The organism is Burkholderia pseudomultivorans (assembly GCF_902499075.1).
Taxonomy (GTDB): domain Bacteria; phylum Pseudomonadota; class Gammaproteobacteria; order Burkholderiales; family Burkholderiaceae; genus Burkholderia; species Burkholderia pseudomultivorans.
Genome location: NZ_CABVPP010000001.1, coordinates 421,347 through 438,720 on the forward strand (window position 1 = coordinate 421,347; position 17,374 = coordinate 438,720).

Annotated in this window: 14 protein-coding genes; 9 read left to right on the top strand and 5 right to left on the bottom strand. The window is 68.3% G+C overall.

The features are described from left to right. The first annotated feature begins 382 nt into the window (after positions 1–382). A complete protein-coding gene (locus BST28156_RS01835; RefSeq protein WP_060245891.1) occupies positions 383–703 on the top strand; it encodes a hypothetical protein in 321 nt (106 codons plus the stop codon). Positions 704–831: 128 nt separating this feature from the next. On the opposite strand, the gene BST28156_RS01840 is transcribed toward BST28156_RS01835, so the two are convergent. From BST28156_RS01840 to BST28156_RS01855, 4 genes are all read right to left on the bottom strand, one after another. Further along, positions 832–1,176, bottom strand: a complete 345-nt coding sequence (locus BST28156_RS01840) for a DUF4148 domain-containing protein (protein ID WP_060245890.1) — start codon at positions 1,174–1,176, stop codon at positions 832–834. A gap of 200 nt (positions 1,177–1,376) precedes the next feature. After that, complete coding sequence (gene gnd, locus BST28156_RS01845) at positions 1,377–2,789, bottom strand: NADP-dependent phosphogluconate dehydrogenase (protein WP_174901299.1); 1,413 nt, start codon at positions 2,787–2,789, stop codon at positions 1,377–1,379. Positions 2,790–2,886: 97 nt separating this feature from the next. Further along, positions 2,887–3,528: a DUF938 domain-containing protein gene (locus BST28156_RS01850; RefSeq protein ID WP_174901300.1), complete on the bottom strand. Its 642-nt coding sequence runs from the start codon at positions 3,526–3,528 to the stop codon at positions 2,887–2,889. Next, entirely contained in the window at positions 3,525–4,421 is an 897-nt protein-coding gene (locus BST28156_RS01855; protein ID WP_174901301.1) for an NAD-dependent protein deacetylase, read from the bottom strand. The genes BST28156_RS01850 and BST28156_RS01855 overlap by 4 nt, the downstream gene beginning before the upstream one ends. Positions 4,422–5,429: 1,008 nt before the next feature. On the opposite strand from BST28156_RS01855, the gene BST28156_RS01860 reads away from it, so the two are divergent. The 4 genes from BST28156_RS01860 (at position 5,430) to BST28156_RS01875 (ending at position 10,513) form a co-directional block, all read left to right on the top strand. Then, on the top strand, positions 5,430–6,176 hold the full coding sequence (locus tag BST28156_RS01860) for a GNAT family N-acetyltransferase (RefSeq protein ID WP_174901302.1): 747 nt from the start codon (positions 5,430–5,432) through the stop codon (positions 6,174–6,176). A gap of 72 nt (positions 6,177–6,248) precedes the next feature. Continuing rightward, a complete protein-coding gene (locus BST28156_RS01865) occupies positions 6,249–6,593 on the top strand; it encodes a DMT family transporter (RefSeq protein ID WP_059480609.1) in 345 nt (114 codons plus the stop codon). A 90-nt stretch (positions 6,594–6,683) separates the two neighbouring features. Next, positions 6,684–7,643, top strand: coding sequence for an LLM class oxidoreductase (locus BST28156_RS01870; RefSeq protein WP_174901303.1), 960 nt, complete (start codon positions 6,684–6,686; stop codon positions 7,641–7,643). Positions 7,644–8,071: 428 nt separating this feature from the next. Continuing rightward, a complete protein-coding gene (locus BST28156_RS01875) occupies positions 8,072–10,513 on the top strand; it encodes a mechanosensitive ion channel domain-containing protein (protein ID WP_174901304.1) in 2,442 nt (813 codons plus the stop codon). A 120-nt stretch (positions 10,514–10,633) separates the two neighbouring features. On the opposite strand, the gene BST28156_RS01880 is transcribed toward BST28156_RS01875, so the two are convergent. Next, on the bottom strand, positions 10,634–11,473 hold the full coding sequence (locus tag BST28156_RS01880) for a CerR family C-terminal domain-containing protein (RefSeq protein ID WP_174901305.1): 840 nt from the start codon (positions 11,471–11,473) through the stop codon (positions 10,634–10,636). Positions 11,474–11,565: 92 nt separating this feature from the next. Here BST28156_RS01880 and BST28156_RS01885 point away from each other — a divergent pair, with 92 nt between their 5' ends. From BST28156_RS01885 to BST28156_RS01900, 4 genes are all read left to right on the top strand, one after another. Further along, positions 11,566–12,684 (top strand): HlyD family secretion protein, encoded by a 1,119-nt coding sequence (locus BST28156_RS01885; protein WP_060245882.1) that lies wholly within the window; start codon positions 11,566–11,568, stop codon positions 12,682–12,684. Continuing rightward, a complete protein-coding gene (locus tag BST28156_RS01890) occupies positions 12,677–14,263 on the top strand; it encodes an MDR family MFS transporter (RefSeq protein ID WP_174901306.1) in 1,587 nt (528 codons plus the stop codon). The genes BST28156_RS01885 and BST28156_RS01890 overlap by 8 nt, the downstream gene beginning before the upstream one ends. Before the next feature lie 13 nt (positions 14,264–14,276). Next, positions 14,277–15,764: an efflux transporter outer membrane subunit gene (locus tag BST28156_RS01895; protein ID WP_174901307.1), complete on the top strand. Its 1,488-nt coding sequence runs from the start codon at positions 14,277–14,279 to the stop codon at positions 15,762–15,764. A gap of 223 nt (positions 15,765–15,987) precedes the next feature. After that, entirely contained in the window at positions 15,988–16,911 is a 924-nt protein-coding gene (locus BST28156_RS01900; protein ID WP_174901308.1) for a D-alanyl-D-alanine carboxypeptidase family protein, read from the top strand. Positions 16,912–17,374 lie beyond the last annotated feature (463 nt).

The window sequence follows — 17,374 nt, forward strand, 5'->3', positions numbered from 1 at the left end:
GATTTGCCTCGTCGCGCCGCCCACCGCCCTCCGGCGTGCGACGCACGATGTCCGGCCGAACGGCCGGACCAACCAGTATCCGACCGCGCCAGCGGCGATCGGTTTCCACAGCGGGACATCGGTACGAACGGGCTCGCCGGCCCTTTTTCGTGTCGTCCCGACCGGCAAAGATACCATTTGTCGCGGTCCGGCCTGCGACAGCCGCCCGATCCGGCAACAATCTTGCGGCGCCGCGCGCCCCGCCGGATCGCCATGGAATCGCCGCCGCGCCTTGCCGGGCGGGCCGTTCGGCGGCCGGCATGCGCAGGGCCGACGCCCGGCCGGCAATCGCCTCCTATACTCGAACGGGCGGTCCGACCAACGACAACGAGGAGCAACGACCATGAACAACGCGACGTTTCTTTCCGTGCAGCTCAACGCCGAGGATTTCGCCGGATCCAGCGGCCTCGTCGAATTGCTCAACCGCCACCTGCTGTTCGCGACCGACGTCGCCGAGGCCGCGGACGCGCTGATCCAGCTCGCGAGCGTCACGCACCTGACGGGCGGCACGCGCCATAGCGTCGAGCTGCCGATTCTCGCAGTCGAGCGGCTGCGCGACGCGCTCGACACGCTGAGCGGCTACGACGAATCGTGGCTGCAGATGCTGGAGCCGGCCGCGGCGCTGTTCACCGATCTCGGGCGCGGCAAGCGGCCGCTGCACTGATGCGTCGGCGCAGCCATCCGCCGTACCAATCGCCGTACCAATGAAAACAGCCCGTCGTTCCGTTATACGGAACGACGGGCTGCGGGTACTGCGTGGGGTCGGATCCGGCCGCCGAAGCGGCCGCAGCATTAACGACCCTTGTAGATCGGGGCGTCGTCAGCGATACGCTTGACTTGCCAGCCGGTCTTGGCCTTGGCCGGTACGCCGGATTCCTGCGCAGCGGCCGGTTGCGCGCCGTAGCCGGTCGTGTCGGCGGCGGCGACGTTCTGTTGCGGATTCAGGCGGGCTTCAGCAGCCAGGATGCCTTCCGGGTAGTTCGTGCGGTCGCTGCCGAGCTTGTAGCCGGCTTGTTGCAGGGCGGCCAGTTCGGCCTTGACCTGCGCCCGCGTGACAGGCGCGTTTTGTTGGGCGAACGACACGGCGGGGACGGCGAGAACGGCAGCTGCAGCGAACGTTGCGATCAGCGATTTCATGATGACCTCCGAGATTTTTTTGCTCCGCCGCACACACCATGTCTGCAGCGATGGAACAGAGTTTAGTCTCGCGATCACCTAGGGAAAACCATGAAAGAACGAAAACACTGTTTCCCGGAAGCCAACAATTCCGGGATCCGGCACCGAAAAACCCTACTCAAGGAATAGAATTTCGCAACAATGCCGCTCTCGCGCACCCGTTACGACCAGTTCGCGTGGAAGCTGCCCGGCTTGTCGGTACGCTCGAACGTGTGCGCGCCGAAGAAGTCGCGCTGCGCCTGCACAAGATTCGCCGGCAGCCGCTCGGAACGGTAGCTGTCGAAGTATGCGACCGCCGACGCGAATGCCGGCACCGGCACGCCGGCCTTCACCGCGGCGATCACGACGTCGCGCAGCGACGCCTGGTATTTCGCGGCGATGTCCTGGAAGTACGGATCGAGCAGCAGGTTCGCGAGCGCCGCGTCGTTCGCATAGGCGTCGGTGATCTTCTGCAGGAAGCGTGCACGGATGATGCAGCCCGCGCGGAAGATCTTCGCGATCGTCCCGAGGTCGAGGTTCCAGCCGTATTCCTGCGACGCCGTGCGCAGCTGCGCGAAGCCCTGCGCGTACGAAATCACCTTGCTCAGGTACAGCGCGCGGCGCACCGCCTCGACGAACGCGGCGCGATCGCCGTCGAACGGCGCGGCGGCCGGGCCCGACAGGATCTTGCTGGCCGCGACGCGCTCGGTCTTCAGCGACGACAGCACGCGCGCGAACACCGACTCGGTGATCAGCGGCAGCGGCACGCCGAGATCCAGCGCGTTCTGGCTCGTCCACTTGCCGGTGCCCTTCTGCGCGGCGCGATCGAGGATCACGTCGACCAGATGCTTGCCGGTTTCGTCATCCTTCTTGCCGAAGATCGTCGACGTGATCTCGATCAGGTAGCTGTCGAGCTCGCCCTGGTTCCACTCGGTGTACACCGCGCCGAGTTCTTCGTTCGTCAGGCCCGCGACGTCCTTCAGCACCGCATAGCTCTCGGCGATCAGCTGCATGTCGCCGTATTCGATGCCGTTGTGGACCATCTTCACGTAGTGGCCCGCGCCGTCCGGGCCCATGTATGCGACGCACGGCTCGCCGTCCGACGGCGCCTTCGCGGCGATCTGCTTGAGGATCGGCTCGACCAGGTCGTATGCGTCGCGCTGGCCGCCGGGCATGATCGACGGGCCGTGCAGCGCGCCCTCCTCGCCGCCCGACACGCCGGTGCCGATGAAGTGCAGGCCCGACTGCGCGAGCTCCTGGTTGCGGCGGATCGTGTCGGTGAAATGCGTGTTGCCGCCATCGATCAGCACATCGCCCTTCTCGAGCAGCGGCTTGAGCGACGCGATCGTCGCGTCGGTCGCTTCGCCGGCCTTCACCATCATCAGGATCCGGCGCGGCGTTTCGAGCGACGCGACGAATTCCTCGAGCGTGTAGGTCGGCACCAGATTGCGGCCGGGGAATTCGGCGATCAGTTCGTCGGTTTTCTCGCGGCTGCGGTTGTACACCGACACCGCATAACCGCGGCTCTCGATATTGAGGGCGAGATTGCGGCCCATCACCGCGAGCCCGATCACACCGATTGCTTGTTTGCCCATTAGTCAATTCTCCGGAAAAAACGGGGCGCGACCCGAGCCGGGTCGCGCGCACAGGCGAAAGGATAGTGGAAACCCGGCCGCGATGCGCGCCGGCGTGTCATTGCTCGGCGTGCGGCAGGCGCCGGAACGCGACGCCGAGGTTGTTGGCCGGCATCTCGACGACCTCGATGCAGTCGAGCCCGCGATCGAGGCCGAGCGCGACGACCGTCTCGAGATCGCGCACGCCCCACGACGGGTCGCGGCTGCGCAGCTGTGCGTCGAAGGCCTCGTTCGACGGCGCCGTGTGACGCCCTTCGCGCCGATACGGGCCGTACAGGAACAACACGCCGCCGGGCCGCAGCACGCGCGCGGCGCCCGCGAACAGCGCTTCGGTGCAGGCCCACGGCGAGATATGAATCATGTTGATGCAGACGATTGCGTCGAACGGTGCGGCGGGCCACGTCGCGTCGCGCACGTCGAACGCGAGCGGCGCATCGACATTCGCGACGCCCGCATGCGCGATCCACGCGGCGACCGAACGCCGCGCCTGCGCGTCCGGATCGCTCGGCTGCCAGCGCAGCGCCGGCAGCGCGTGCGCGAAATAAACGACGTGCTGGCCGGTGCCGCTCGCGATTTCGAGCACGCGGCCGCTCGTCGGCAGCACGCGGCGCAGTACGTCGAGGATCGGCCCGCGGTTGCGCTCGGCCGCGGGTGCCGACAGCCGCGCGGACGGATCGGGAGGCGACGTCGCGCCGGTCATGATGCGCACTCCGCCGCGTCGCTCGCGAGCCCCAGTCGCGCGTTCAGCGCATCGAGCGCGGATGCGCAGTGCGCTTCGACCTTCAGCGTCAGCATCGGATCGGCGCGCGTATGGCCGAGATTGAGCGCGGCGACCGGCTTGTGCTGCGCCTGCGCCCAGACGCAGAAGCGATAGCCGGAATACACCATCAATGACGAACCGACGACGAGCAGCGCATCGGCCGCGTCGAGCGCCTGCGACGCCAGCGCGACGCGCTCGCGCGGCACGTTCTCGCCGAAGAACACGACGGCCGGCTTCAGCAGGCCGCCGCACGCAGGGCACGCCGGGACGCGGAACGTGTCGAGCGCGGCCCATTCGAGATGCGCATCGCCGTCCGCGGCCGGTTCGGCCTGCGCGCCGAGCAGCTCGGGGTTGTCCGCTTCGAGCACGGCCTGGATCGCCGCGCGCTCGTGATGCGCGCCGCAGTCGAGGCAGGTGACGCCGTTGATGCCGCCGTGCAATTCGATCACGTCGCCGCTGCCGGCGCGCTGGTGCAGCCCGTCGACGTTCTGCGTGACCAGACGCTCGATGCGTCCCGCGCGGCCGAGCCGCGCCAGCGCGGCGTGCGAGCGGTTCGGCTGCGCGCGGCCGACGACCGGCCAGCCGATCATGCTGCGCGCCCAGTAGCGCCGTCGCGCCGCATCGGAGCCGAGGAATTCGTGAAGCTGGATCGGCGGCGAGCGCATCCATCGACCGTTGCGGTCGCGATAGCCCGGGATGCCGGAGTCGGTGCTGATGCCTGCGCCGGTCAGCACGAACAGGCGCGGATGACGTTCGACGAATGCGTGCAGCGCATCGAGCGCGGACGGATCGGCCGGAACGGATAAGGGATCGTGCAAGGCGGTATCGTTCATGACGGCGGCGCGTGAGCGGGTGCGCCGGCAGGTCGCGCTGCTGCGCGCGCGGCCGGCACGCCAGCACATGATACAGAACGCCGCGCGATCGGGCAGGCGCCGGCGCTGCAAAAAAAGACGCCCGACCGCTGCGCGGCGGACGGGCGCTTCAACAATTGATCCATCGGGGTAGTGGATCAACTGACTACACGGCAGCGTTGCCGCGTCCGCCCTCGCATGCCGGCGGACGATCCCCTGGGGCAACGCCCACTGACCGGTCCTGATGCCGCACGTGTCGCCGCGCCATCGGCCCGGCCTCCGATCGCAGGCCTCGTGTCACGCATCGACGCCGCCACGCGATGTCGCGCGCGAACGGCGCGCGCGGCAGGCATGTCAGGCGCGCGTCGCGCGCAACGGCAAAGCGGTCCGGAATACGTACGTGTCCGTCTGCGTGCGCCCGCGGGGGCATCCCCGATGGCCGACCGGCACCTGTCGGCCTCGTGCGTCACGCATGCACGTCAACGTCCAGAAAGAACCCGAATGTTCGGATCGAACGGAATGCCGCGCGCTCACGTCGCCGCGCTTGACGGCGAAGCGAACACCCGGGCAGGTCGGCGATTCATGTTTGCAACACGGTACGTTGCGATGCGGTGTGTTTTCATTCTGTTGTCCCCGTCTCAGATGCGTCCGACCTACTGAAGCGGCCGCCGGCAACACTGTGCCGACGATCGCACTCACGGCGCGTACAGACATGCAAGGAGCGCACCATGCATCGCGGCGCAAGGCCATGCGGCCGGCCGGAACGGCCGTGGCGCGCATTGCGCGCCGGCGCGGGCCGCGAACGTTTCGAAACTGAAACGGGAGAACGGGCCGTGCGATCGTCGCCGGCCGGCCGCGCCAGTCTCCGCACCGGTTACCCGCGCAACGGGTGGCGCAACGGGTTGTTGCATCGGCGCGGCAGCGCCGGTCCGCCGACTCCGCTTACAATTGCCCCACACTGCCACGCTCGACTACGTTCGCCCTCGACGCATGCTCAACGACAAAGACTGGCTGGATATCGACTATCGCACGCTGTTCCGGCTGTGCCGGGCCGCCGGATCGATGCAGCGCCGGATCGAACGCGAGAACGATCCCGATTGCTCGCCCGGCCCGCGCTTCTGGCTGGGCGGATGCGCCAGCGGCAACCGGTGCGGCGTGCGCGCCGATGTGCGCGACGACATCGCCGCCGAACTGGTCCGCGTCGCCGGCAGCGAGCCGCCCTTCTTCGATCGCGCGACGCCCGCCCATCTCGACCGCTATCTGCACCTGCTCGCGCCCGTCGCGCACTGGAACGTCGGGCTCGTCTACGCAATGCCGCACGCGCTGCGCTGCGACGCCGGCGCAGGCGTCGCGCTGATCGACGGCGACAGCGACGCGGGCCGGCAACTGCACGCATCGCTGTCGACGCACGGCATGCCCGAAGGATTGGGCTCGATGGGTTTTCGCAGCGTCGACGATCTGTGGGCGCCCTGGTGCGCGGCCGTCGTCGACGGCGAGGTCGTGTCGGTCGCGTTCGCCGCGCGGCTGTCCGACGTCGGCGCCGAACTCGGCGTCGCGACGGCGCCCGCGTTTCGCGGACGCGGGCTCGCGGCAGCCGTCACGGCAGGCTGGTCGCGGCTGCCGTCGCTACGCGCGCGCACGCTGTTCTACAGCACCGACCGCGACAATCTCGCATCGCAGCGTGTCGCGGCGCGCCTCGGCCTCGCGTTGCGCGGCACGACGCTGCGGATCGCGTAGCGTAGCGTCGGCGTGACTTTCGGACGACGCGCCGACAAGCTTCACGACACCGTCCGACTGGAGGGCTCGCACATGATCGCCGTTTCCGGTTCGATCGCCGCATGGGCGATCGTGCTCGCGTCCGGGTTGCTGGAAATCGTCTTCTCGGTCTCGATGAAGCTGTCCGACAGCTATACGAAACCCGTGCCGGGCACGATCTCGATCGTCGCGGCCGTTGCAAGCGTATGGCTGATGAGCTTCACGCTGAAAGTGCTGCCGCTCGGCACCGCCTACGCGGTCTGGGCCGGCATCGGCGCCGCCGGTACGGCGGCGGTCGGCATCGTCTGGTTCCACGAACCCGCAGCCGCAGGACGGTTGCTGTGCATGGCGCTCGTCGTCGCGGGCATCGTCGGATTGCAATGGCAGGAGCGCGCGTAATCCGTCGATAACCGCAACCCGCGTCCACACACGGCCAACCGCAGATCAATCGGCGCACGCGTTCGCTGCGCCCCGCAACCCGGGCATGCAATGACCTCATCCACCCGCAACCGTTCCGATATCGCGCATCGCGTCTTCGCCGCCGACCGGCTGTCGATCGGCCTGACGCTGCCGCTGCTGCGCAGCGGCGACATCGTCGCGGATTTCAGCGAGCAGGTCGAACTCGCGGCACTCGCGGATGCGCTCGGCTTTCGCGCGCTGTGGGTGCGCGACGTACCGCTGAACAGTGCCGACTATCCGGATCCGGTCGGCCACCTCGACCCATGGGTGCTGCTCGGTGCGCTGGCGGCGCGCACGCATCGCATCGCGCTCGCCAGCGGCGCGATCGTGCTGCCGCTGCGCCATCCGCTGCATATCGCGAAAGGGGCGCTGTCGGTCGCGACACTGTCGCGCGGACGTTTCATCCTCGGTCTCGGCTCCGGCGACCGTCCGCCCGAATATGCGGCGTTCGGCGTCGACGCCGACACGCGGCGCGAACGGTATCGGCGGCACTGGGAAGTCGTCGCGGCCGCGCTCGGCGTACCGTCGCGCGTGCTGCCCGACGACGCGCCGCCCGATGCGCCCGAGTTCGCGTTGCTGCCGGCCGGCGCCGAGCCGGTCCCGCTGCTCGCGGTCGGCTCCGGCGGACAGAGCGTCGACTGGATCGCCCGCCACTCGCTCGGCTGGATCACCTATCACCGCGATCCCGATACGCAGCGTGCGCGCCATTCGATGTGGCGTGCGGCGGTCGACCGTCTCGAGTCGCCGGCATTCCGCGCGTTCGGCGTGGCGATGCGGCTCGATCTCGATGCGAATCCCGATGCACCGCCCACCGCCTTGCCGCTCGGCTATGCAACCGGGCGGCGCGCATTGATCGGCCTATTGCAGGATATGCGTGCAGCCGGCGTGCATCATGTGACGCTGAATCTGCATGCGGACCGTCCCGTGCGCGAGGTGATCGAGGAAATCGCCGCGTATGTGCTGCCGGCGTTTCACGACGCACCGACGTGAACGATCAGGAATGCGAATGCGTTGTCTTCGACGGAACGCCCGATACTCGGCGGCGCAACGTGGTTCGATCGTTGCCGGCCGCGCAGGCGCGTGAACGATACGGCGGAGCACGGTTCGTGCCCGCCGGTGCGCATTGACGTCGATCGCGACCCGCGCGTCGACGATGCCTTACGAATCGACAGGAACGGCTGTCGCCGTACGGACTTGTCGACGGTCTGCGTCAGCCATCCGCGCTCCCCGCTGTCGATGCGCGAACAATCGCGCGCTCGATGCACGCCCATGCGCACCGCCGCACCGATCCACGATACGAAAAGCCCGGTCCGCAAATACATCCGCGGAACTATTCGGTTCGAGCCGGGATCATGTTAACTTCCGTCCATCGTTCAGCTCGGCGGGCCGCGCGCCGTTGCGCGCCCGCATGCCAACACATGCGACATATCCTCCTCGGCTGGCTGCTTGCCGCCGTCGTCTCGGCCGCACACGCGGCCGCCCCCGCACCAGCCGCCGCGTCGGCCGCCTCCGGCGCCGAGCCGGCGCTGACACCGCAACAGGCCCGGCAGGCACTCTCCGTGCTGGAAAACCCGCGACAGCGCGAACAGGTCGCGACGACGCTGCGTGCAATCGTCGCCGTCGGCGCATTGAGCACGCCCGCGGTCGCGGCGAGCGAAGCGGCGCCGGCAAGCGCCGCCTCGGCCGCCGAGCCGGCCGCGCTCACGTCGAACGGACTCGCGTCGATGCTGGTTCGGCAAGGCTCGCGCTGGGCCGTCAGCATCGGCAATGCGCTGAGGGAGTCGCTGCACTCGCTGCTTGACGTCGGCTCGGTCGGAAACTGGTGGCGCGACAAGCTGGTGCGCGCCGACGCGCGCGCGGATCTCGCGCATGCGCTGTGGACCATCGTCGCCGTGCTGCTGCCCGCGTTCGTCGGCGAATGGCTCGCGATCCGGCTGCTGCGACGCGCGCAGGCCGCACTGGCCGCGCGCCGCGCCGGCACGCCGCGCGCGAACGCGTCGGACCCGCACGCCCCCGACGACGACGATGCCCCGCATCCCGACGATGCCCCGCCGGCCGGCTCGCCCGACGCCACGCCGTCATCGTCGCAGGGCCGGGGTCATGCGCGACGCCACAGCACGCTGCTGCACCGGATGCCGCGCGCGATCGTCAGCCTCGTGCTGCGCGCGGTGCCGCTGCTCGTGTTCGTCGGCGTCGCGGGCCTGGCGATGTCGGTGATCGCCGACGCCGGCACGCCGGCCGAGGCCGCGCTCGAAGCGCTGATCGACATCTACGTGATCTGCCGGCTGATCACGATCGTCAGCCGGCTGTTCTTCCAGCCCGACGCGCGGCAACTTCGGCTGCTGCATATCAGCGACGCGTGGGCCGGCTTTGCGCAGCGCTCGATTGCGCGGATCGTGATCGTCGTCGGCGTCTGCACGGCCGCGACCGAGATCGCGGCGAACTTCGGCCTCAGCGAAGCGGGCCACGTCGCGCTGCTGAAGGCCGTCGCACTGATCGGGCACGTGATGATCTCGGTGCTGATCCTGCAGTGCCGCCGCCCCGTCGCCGCGCGGATTCGCGCGACCGGCGACGACCGGCCGACGTTCGCGGTCGTCCGCAACGCGCTCGCGGATGCGTGGGCGCCTGTATCGGTATTCGTCGTGATGGCGCTGTGGTTCGTGTGGGCGCTCGACGTGCACAACGGCTACCGCGTGCTGATCACGCTCGGCGGACGCTCGATCGCGGTGATGATCGCGATGCGGATGGTGTCGATCGTCGTATTCGGCGCGCTGGCGCGACTGTTCCAGCAACGCGACGACGACCGCACGCTCGTCCATCTCCATGCGTACCGCTACTACCCGCTGCTGCGCCAGATCGTATCGGCCGTCATTGCCATCGTGACCGTCACGCTGCTGCTGCAGATCTGGGGCGTGCCGGTGTTCCGCGCGTTCGAGACCGGCACGATCGGCCACCGGCTCGCGTCGGCGCTCGTGACGATCGCGATCGCCGCGGTCGTCGCGCTCGTCGTCTGGGAGGCCGCGAACATCGCGATCGAACGGCGCCTGCAGCGCTGGACCCGCGAAGGCAACTTCGTGCGCGCCGCGCGGCTGCGCACGCTGCTGCCGATGCTGCGCACGCTGCTGTTCGTGATGATCGCGCTCGTCGTCGTGCTGACGGGGCTCAGCGAAATCGGCGTGAACGTCGGCCCGCTGCTCGCGGGCGCCAGCATCTTCGGCGTCGCGCTCGGCTTCGGATCGCAGAAGCTCGTGCAGGATTTCATCACCGGGATCTTCCTGCTGATGGAAAACGCGATGCAGGTCGGCGACTGGGTCACGCTCGCCGGCGTGTCGGGCACCGTCGAATACCTGTCGATCCGCACCGTGCGATTGCGCGGCGGCGACGGCTCGCTGTACACGATTCCGTTCAGCTCGGTCACCACCGTCAACAACACCAATCGCGGGCTCGGCAACGCGGCCGTCAAGGTCAGCATCGCGTACGGCGAGGACATCGATCGCGCGGTCGCGACGCTCAAGGAAATCGGCGCCGCGTTGCGCGACGATCCGAAATACCAGGACGGCATCCTGTCGGACTTCAGCTACTGGGGTATCGATCAGGTCGACGGCGCGGCGATCGCGCTCGCCGGGCAGGTGCAGTGCAAGGACTCGGCGCGCTGGGGCGTGCAGCGCGAATTCAACCGGCGGATCGCGGAGACGTTCCGCGAACGCGGGATCCGGATCGCGAATCCGCAGCGCAGTCTGGTTGCGTATGAGGCGGGGGCGCCGCAGCGTGACGGTGACGGCGGTAGCGGCACTGCCGCAGATGCGGATGCGGATGCCGGACAGCCGCCAGCCGATGACCGGGCGCGCAAACCGGACTGATATTCGGCGGCATGGGGCGGCGTCGTGCAGCGTTGCTGCGCGGCATCTCGCAGTCGTCTGGTTCGCGTCGATCGACGCACGACGCTCGTCATCCGAGCGTCGCATCGCGCCAGCCCGCGCTCAGCGTCCGGCCGGCTTCTTCGCCCGCGACACCGGTTTCGCGCCGCGCGTCGACGCGGCAGCCGGCGACGCGCCGCGCTTCGCCGCACGCCCGGCCGAAGCCCGTGCGCCCGGCTGCGCCGAATCGAACGCCGACGCATCGCGCTGCGCATGCCACTGTCGGAGCAGCAGGCGCGTCTGGTCGGCGATCGTCGTGCTCAGCAGCGCGGCCCCGTCTGCATCGAACGATTCCCATCCGAGCAACTGCAATGCCGAGCGCTGCGCGACGTGGAACACCGTCAACTGCCCGAACAGGCTCAGCGCGCGCAGACGCGTGACGGGATCGTCGGCCGGCCGGCCCGAGATGCGCCCGATCAATTCCGCGCTCACATCGTTGAGCGGTTTGCGCATCCGCTTGAGCAGGATCTCGCTCGCGCTCGCGGGCTCCTCCCCGTTCTGCTCGCGTGCGAAGAACATCCGCTGGTTCATCGTCTTCGGCGCCGTGAACATCCGGCCCGCGAGCGCGAGCAGCAGGCCGACGAACGCATCGATCAGCGCATCCGCGTCCGCATCCGCATCGAGCATCGCGCGCGCATGCTCGACCGCCGGACCGAACACCTCCCAGGCGAGCTCGACGATCGACTCCACGCACGCACGGTAAACGCCTTCCTTGTTCTCGAAGTAGTACTGGAGCGCAGGCGCGTTCACGCCGGCCTTCGCGGCGATGTCGCGTGTCGACGCGCCCGCGAACCCGCGCTCGCCGAACAGTTCGATCGCGGCCTCGATGATCCGCTGACGTGTCTCGTCGCCGCGTGCGTAGCCGCCCGTCGAAGTGCGACGCAGCTTCTTCGCTTCGTTCATGCATTCCTCGTCATTCGATCGATCGACATTCTACTTGACACAATTTTATCAACTGGAATAATTTTTCCGTTTGGAATAAATTGGGTATTCGCATGTCGACGCCGCAGGATTCGCCACAGAAAGCAGATCGTCAGGAAAACGGAACAACACCCCGCAACGGCGGTTCGAAACGGCGCATCCTGATCGGCCTCGCGGTGCTCGCGGCGATCGGCGGCGCCGTCTGGCTCGGCCGCTGGTGGACGGTCGGCCGCTTCATCGAAAGCACCAACGATGCGTATCTGCAGGCCGACAGCATGACGGCCGCGCCGAAGGTGTCGGGCTACGTGACCGACGTGTACGTGCGCGACAACCAGGTCGTCAAGGCCGGCGACCCGCTCGTACGGCTCGACACGCGCCAGTATCAGGTGTCGCTCGACCAGGCGCTCGCGACCGTCGACGCGCGCCGCGCGGACATCGCACGTGCGGAAGCCGACATCAACCAGCAGCGCGCGAACCTCGAGCAGGCCGAAGCGCAGGCGAAGGTGTCGCAGATCAATGCGCATCATGCGAGCGACGAATACGCGCGCTACGCGCCGCTCGCGGCGACCGGCGCCGAAACGCACGAGCGCGTCGCCGAGCTGAAGAGCACGCGCGACCAGGCGCTCGCGACGCTTGCCGCGAACAACGCGTCGATCGCCGCCGCGCGTACGCAGATCGCGTCGTTCACCGCGCAGCTCCAGCAGGCGCGCGCGCAGCTCGAAGCAGCGCAGGCGAGCGCCGCGCAATCGCGACTCGACCTCGACAACACGATCGTGCGCAGCACGCTCGACGGCCGCGTCGGCGACCGCACGGTGCGCGTCGGCCAGTACGTGCAGCCCGGCACGCGGCTGCTGACCGTCGTGCCGGTCGACGCGATCTACCTCGTCGCGAACTTCAAGGAAACGCAGATCAGCCGTATGCGTATCGGCCAGCACGTCGAACTGCACGTCGACGCGCTGCCGGACGACACGCTGTCCGGCGTGGTCGACAGCTTCGCGCCCGGCACGGGCGCGCAGTTCGCGCTGCTGCCGCCCGAGAATGCGACCGGCAACTTCACGAAGATCGTCCAGCGCGTGCCGGTGCGGATCCGCATCGCGCCGAACGCACGCGCGCAGCAGCGGCTGCTGCCGGGACTGTCCGTGACCGTCGACGTCGACACGCGGTCCGACGACAACGAGCCGCGCCATGGCTGACACGGCCGCCACCCCACCCGCGCCGCCGCACGAAGGGCGCGCCAGCGTCACCGACTGGATCGCGGTCGCGGCCGGTGCGCTCGGCGCGCTGATGGCGACGCTCGACATTTCGATCACGAACTCGGCGCTGCCGCAGATCCAGGGCGAAATCGGCGCGACCGGCACCGAAGGCACGTGGATCTCGACCGGCTACCTGATGTCGGAGATCGTGATGATCCCGCTCGCCGCGTGGCTCACGCGCGTGTTCGGGCTGCGCAACTTCCTGCTGACGAACTCCGCGCTGTTCATCGCGTTCTCGATGATGTGCGGCTGGTCGCATTCGCTGCCGATGATGATCGCCGGCCGGATCGGCCAGGGCTTCACCGGCGGCGCGCTGATCCCGACCGCGCAGACCATCATCCGCACGCGGCTGCCGCTGTCGCAGCTGCCGGTCGGGATGACGCTGTTCGGCCTCATCGTGCTGCTCGGCCCGCTGTTCGGCCCGGTGCTCGGCGGCTGGCTCGCGGAAAACGTCAGCTGGAGCTGGTGCTTCTTCCTGAACCTGCCCGTATGCCTGCTGCTGATGGGATTGCTCGTGTTCGGACTGCCGTCGGACCGCCCGCAGTGGCATGCGTTCTTCAACGCGGACTGGCTCGGGATCGCGGGCCTCGCGATCGGCCTGAGCTCGCTCACCGTCGTGCTCGAGGAAGGCCAGCGCGAGCGCTGGTTCGAATCGCACATGATCGTCACGCTCAGCTACGTGTCGCTGGCGGGGATGATCCTGATCGCGCTGTCGCAGCGCTTCGCGAAGCGGCCGATCATGCGCCTGTCGCTGATGCGCAACCCGCGCTACGCGAGCGTCATCGTGATCGTGTCCGCGGTGGGCGCCGGGCTGTACGGCGTGTCGTACCTGCTGCCGCAGTTCCTTGCGATCGTCGCGGGCTACAACGCGGAACAGGCCGGCGCGATCATGCTGCTGTCGGGCCTGCCCGCGTTCCTCGTGATGCCGATCCTGCCGCGCCTGCTCGGCAAGGTCGATTTCCGCGTGCTGGTGATCTCCGGGCTGCTGCTGTTCTGCCTGAGCTGCATGCTCGACATCACGCTCACCGCGCAAAGCGTCGGCCACGACTTCGTGTGGTCGCAGCTGATCCGCGGCGTCGCGCAGATGCTTGCGATGATGCCGCTGAACCAGGCGTCGATGGCGGCCGTCGCGCGCGAGGACTCGGGCGATGCGGCCGGCCTCTACAACATGGCGCGCAACCTCGGCGGCTCGATCGGGCTCGCGATCATCGGCACCGTGATCGACCGGCGCACGACCTTCCATACGGCCGCGCTGCGCGAATCGGTGAGCGCCAACTCGCTGATCGGACAGGACCGGCTGTCGGCCTATGCGGGCAACTGGTTCGCACAGACGGGCGATCTCGCGTATTCGCACATGCGCGCGCTCGGGCAACTCGCGCAGCAGATCCAGGTCCAGGCCGTCGTGATGACCTATTCCGAAACCTTCTATCTGCTGGGCCTCGCGCTGCTCGCGTGCGTACCGCTCGCCCTGCTGCTGAGAACGCCGCGCGGACCGCAGCCGATGTCGTCCGGCCATTGAATCGTCTTACGCCATGAAGCCTTTTTCCCTGCCCCGCCGCCCCGCGCTCACGCTGTGCGCGGCCGCGTGCCTGCTCGCCGGCTGCACGGTCGGGCCCGACTATCGCGGCGCGCCCGCCGCGCCCGATGCGCCGACCTTCGTGCGTGCGCCGGCCGCCGGCATCGACGCCGGCGCGCCCGCGCCGAGCGAATGGTGGCGCGCGCTGAACGATCGCCAGCTCGATGCGCTGATCGCCGCTGCGCTCGCGCACAACCCGGACCTGCACGCCGCGCAGGCGCGGCTGCGCGAAGCGCGCGCGCAACTCACGCAGCAGCGCGCGGCGCAGCTGCCGAAATCGTCGGCCACTGTCGCGGCGATCCGCATGCGCGAACCGGATCTCAGCGCGCTCGGCTCGCTGCTGCCGTCGAGCAGTTCGGAACAGTCGGGTTCGCCGGCCTCGTCGCTCGGCGGCTCGGGCCCGCTGCAACTGTATTCGGCGGGTTTCGACGCGACCTGGGAGATCGACCTGTTCGGCGGCACGCGCCGCGCGGTCGAAGCCGCCTCCGCCCAGGCCGAGGCAGTGGATGCCGATCTCGCCGATACGCAGGTGTCGCTTGCCGCCGAAGTCGCGACCGCGTATGTCGACCTGCGCGACCAGCAGCAGCGGCTCGCGCTGTCGCAGCGCACGGCCGCGCTGCAGCAGCGGATGCTCGAACTCACGCAGCAGCGTCGCGCGCGCGGCGTCGCCGGCGACGCGGACATCGAACGGCTGACGACCCAGGTGGAGAACACGCGCGCGTCGCTGATTCCGCTCGATGCGCAGGTCACGGAATCGCTCGACCGCCTCGCGATCCTGACCGGCCGTGCGCCGGGCGCACTCGATGCGGAACTGTCGAATGCGAACGCGCCGCTGCCGACGCTGCCGGCTACCGTACCGATCGGCGACCCGGCCGCGCTGCTGAAGCAGCGCCCCGACATCCGCTCGGCCGAACGCCGGCTCGCATCGAGCAACGCGCAGATCGGCGAGCACATCGCCGACTACTTCCCGAAAGTGACGCTGCTCGGCGATCTCGGCTTCAGCGCGACCGATCCCGGCCATCTGTTCCGCAAGCAGAACTTCACCTGGATCGGCGCGCCGTACCTGCAATGGAACATTCTCGATTTCGGGCGCACGCGCGGCGCGGTGCGCGCGGCCGAGGCGTCGCGCGACGAGGCCGAGGCGAACTACCGCAAGGCGGTGCTCGGTGCGCTGCAGGATGCGAACACCGCGCTGCAGCGGTACGGGCACCAGCGCGAGCACGTTGTCGCGTTGACCAAGGTTCAGACTTCGGCGACGCATTCGGCATCGCTGATGGACGAACGCTATCGCGCAGGCGTCGCATCGATGATCGATCTGCTCGACACGCAGCGCGAAGCGCTGTCCGCGCAGCAGAACGTGATCGCGGGGCAGGCCGAACTGCTCAAGGACTACGTGTCGCTGCAGAAGAGCCTCGGGCTCGGGTGGCAGGCGAACGCGGGGTGACGGCGGGTTGACCCGCGTTGCGCGACAGCGGCCGTCACGTGTTGGCTCCGGAACGTCGACAGGGTATGACGAGTCGAAGCAGGTTTCGATTCATCGCGATACAGTCCTGCCGTTCGCGGCGAAACTCGCGACCCAGACGCAACGGTGCGCCGGTTCGTCCTCGCTCGACGCGCACCCGCACGGCCGGTCCACGCCGTTGCCCCACCCTCACACAGGTTGAAACTTGAAGTCACGCCGCCATTCATTCCGCCTTCGCTTCACCAAGCTCGTCGCCGCCGCCGCATCGTGCGTCGCCGTATCGGCAGGCCATGCCGCCGTCGGTCCGTCGCCCGACGTACACGCCGTCTCGTGGATCGTCGTCGATGGCGAGTCGGGCCAGACGCTCGTCGAGCACGACGCCGACGTCGAGCGCCAGCCGGCCTCGCTCACCAAGCTGATGACCGCCTATCTCGTGCTCGATGCGCTCAAGCGCGGCGTCGTGCGATGGGACGAGCAGGTGTCCGTCGACGCGGCCGACATCGGCACGGTCGGCAACGACGAGGCACGGATGTATCTGGTGCCCGGTCAACGCGTATCGGTAAGAGCGCTCGTCCAGGGACTCATTGCTGCCTCAGCGAACGACGCCGCGCTGGTGCTTGCCAGGCGCATCGGCGGCTCGCCCGCCGGATTCGAGCAGAAGATGAATGCGATGGCGCATCGGCTCGGGATGAATCACACCCGCTACGCGACGCCCTCCGGCATCACGACGCCGGGCAACACCACGACGGCACGGGACCTGTCGATACTGGCACTGCGCCTGACGAAGGATTTTCCGGAGTACTACCGCTTTTCGTCGGAACAGCATTTCTCGTACGGCGCCTTCCACAAGCGCAACAAGAACTGGCTGCTCGGCAAGGATCCGTCCGTCGACGGGATGAAGACCGGCCACACGCAGGCGGCAGGCTACTGCATCGTCGCGACCGCGAAGCGCCGACAATCGTCGCCGTCGATCGACAGGCGCGTATTCGCGGTCGTGCTGGGCGCGCCCACCGCGAACGACCGGATCGCCGGCGCCGAAAATCTGCTGAACTATGGATTTTCGGCGTACGGCGACCATGCGGTCGTCGACGCTTCCGGTACGCATGTCGTTACGCAGAAGGTTCGATGACGCACACACCTCCGGCCGCCGGCGTACGCCCGGCGATCGAGACGCTTTGCCGTTCTCGGGAAAGCATGCTGGCAGATCCGATCCCCGCGAGTTTCGCCGTGGGTCGTAAACACGGCCGACGCCATGTCCGTCGATCCTCCGGGACCGTGCATTCGGTGCGTCGGTGTTCGCGACGCGCAATCGACAAATACGCTTTCTGCGTCTTCGTTCCGGATACTTGAATGATGTCCGCTGCCATTTCATTCAAGCGGGCAGCCGACCCTTTCAAACAGAAAGCCGATCACACACTGTTACACAACACACCGACAACCTTTGGGCGCGCCGCGCGTTTATCAGATTATTGGTTATTAATTCGTCGCGGGACGACAACCATGCGAACAGGACGACCCCGCCCGTTCCGGTAGATGCCGCCGGCGTGTGCGAGAGCAGCGTCCGGGCACCGTGCCGGGGCCGGTCGCATGGC

Bases quoted from the DNA above. Each gene is read 5' to 3' on its own strand.
- BST28156_RS01835 (WP_060245891.1), top strand. From the start codon at position 383: ATGAACAACGCGACGTTTCTTTCCGTGCAGCTCAACGCCGAGGATTTC.
- BST28156_RS01840 (WP_060245890.1), bottom strand. From the start codon at position 1,176: ATGAAATCGCTGATCGCAACGTTCGCTGCAGCTGCCGTTCTCGCCGTC.
- gnd (WP_174901299.1), bottom strand. From the start codon at position 2,789: ATGGGCAAACAAGCAATCGGTGTGATCGGGCTCGCGGTGATGGGCCGC.
- BST28156_RS01850 (WP_174901300.1), bottom strand. From the start codon at position 3,528: ATGACCGGCGCGACGTCGCCTCCCGATCCGTCCGCGCGGCTGTCGGCA.
- BST28156_RS01855 (WP_174901301.1), bottom strand. From the start codon at position 4,421: ATGAACGATACCGCCTTGCACGATCCCTTATCCGTTCCGGCCGATCCG.
- BST28156_RS01860 (WP_174901302.1), top strand. From the start codon at position 5,430: ATGCTCAACGACAAAGACTGGCTGGATATCGACTATCGCACGCTGTTC.
- BST28156_RS01865 (WP_059480609.1), top strand. From the start codon at position 6,249: ATGATCGCCGTTTCCGGTTCGATCGCCGCATGGGCGATCGTGCTCGCG.
- BST28156_RS01870 (WP_174901303.1), top strand. From the start codon at position 6,684: ATGACCTCATCCACCCGCAACCGTTCCGATATCGCGCATCGCGTCTTC.
- BST28156_RS01875 (WP_174901304.1), top strand. From the start codon at position 8,072: ATGCGACATATCCTCCTCGGCTGGCTGCTTGCCGCCGTCGTCTCGGCC.
- BST28156_RS01880 (WP_174901305.1), bottom strand. From the start codon at position 11,473: ATGAACGAAGCGAAGAAGCTGCGTCGCACTTCGACGGGCGGCTACGCA.
- BST28156_RS01885 (WP_060245882.1), top strand. From the start codon at position 11,566: ATGTCGACGCCGCAGGATTCGCCACAGAAAGCAGATCGTCAGGAAAAC.
- BST28156_RS01890 (WP_174901306.1), top strand. From the start codon at position 12,677: ATGGCTGACACGGCCGCCACCCCACCCGCGCCGCCGCACGAAGGGCGC.
- BST28156_RS01895 (WP_174901307.1), top strand. From the start codon at position 14,277: ATGAAGCCTTTTTCCCTGCCCCGCCGCCCCGCGCTCACGCTGTGCGCG.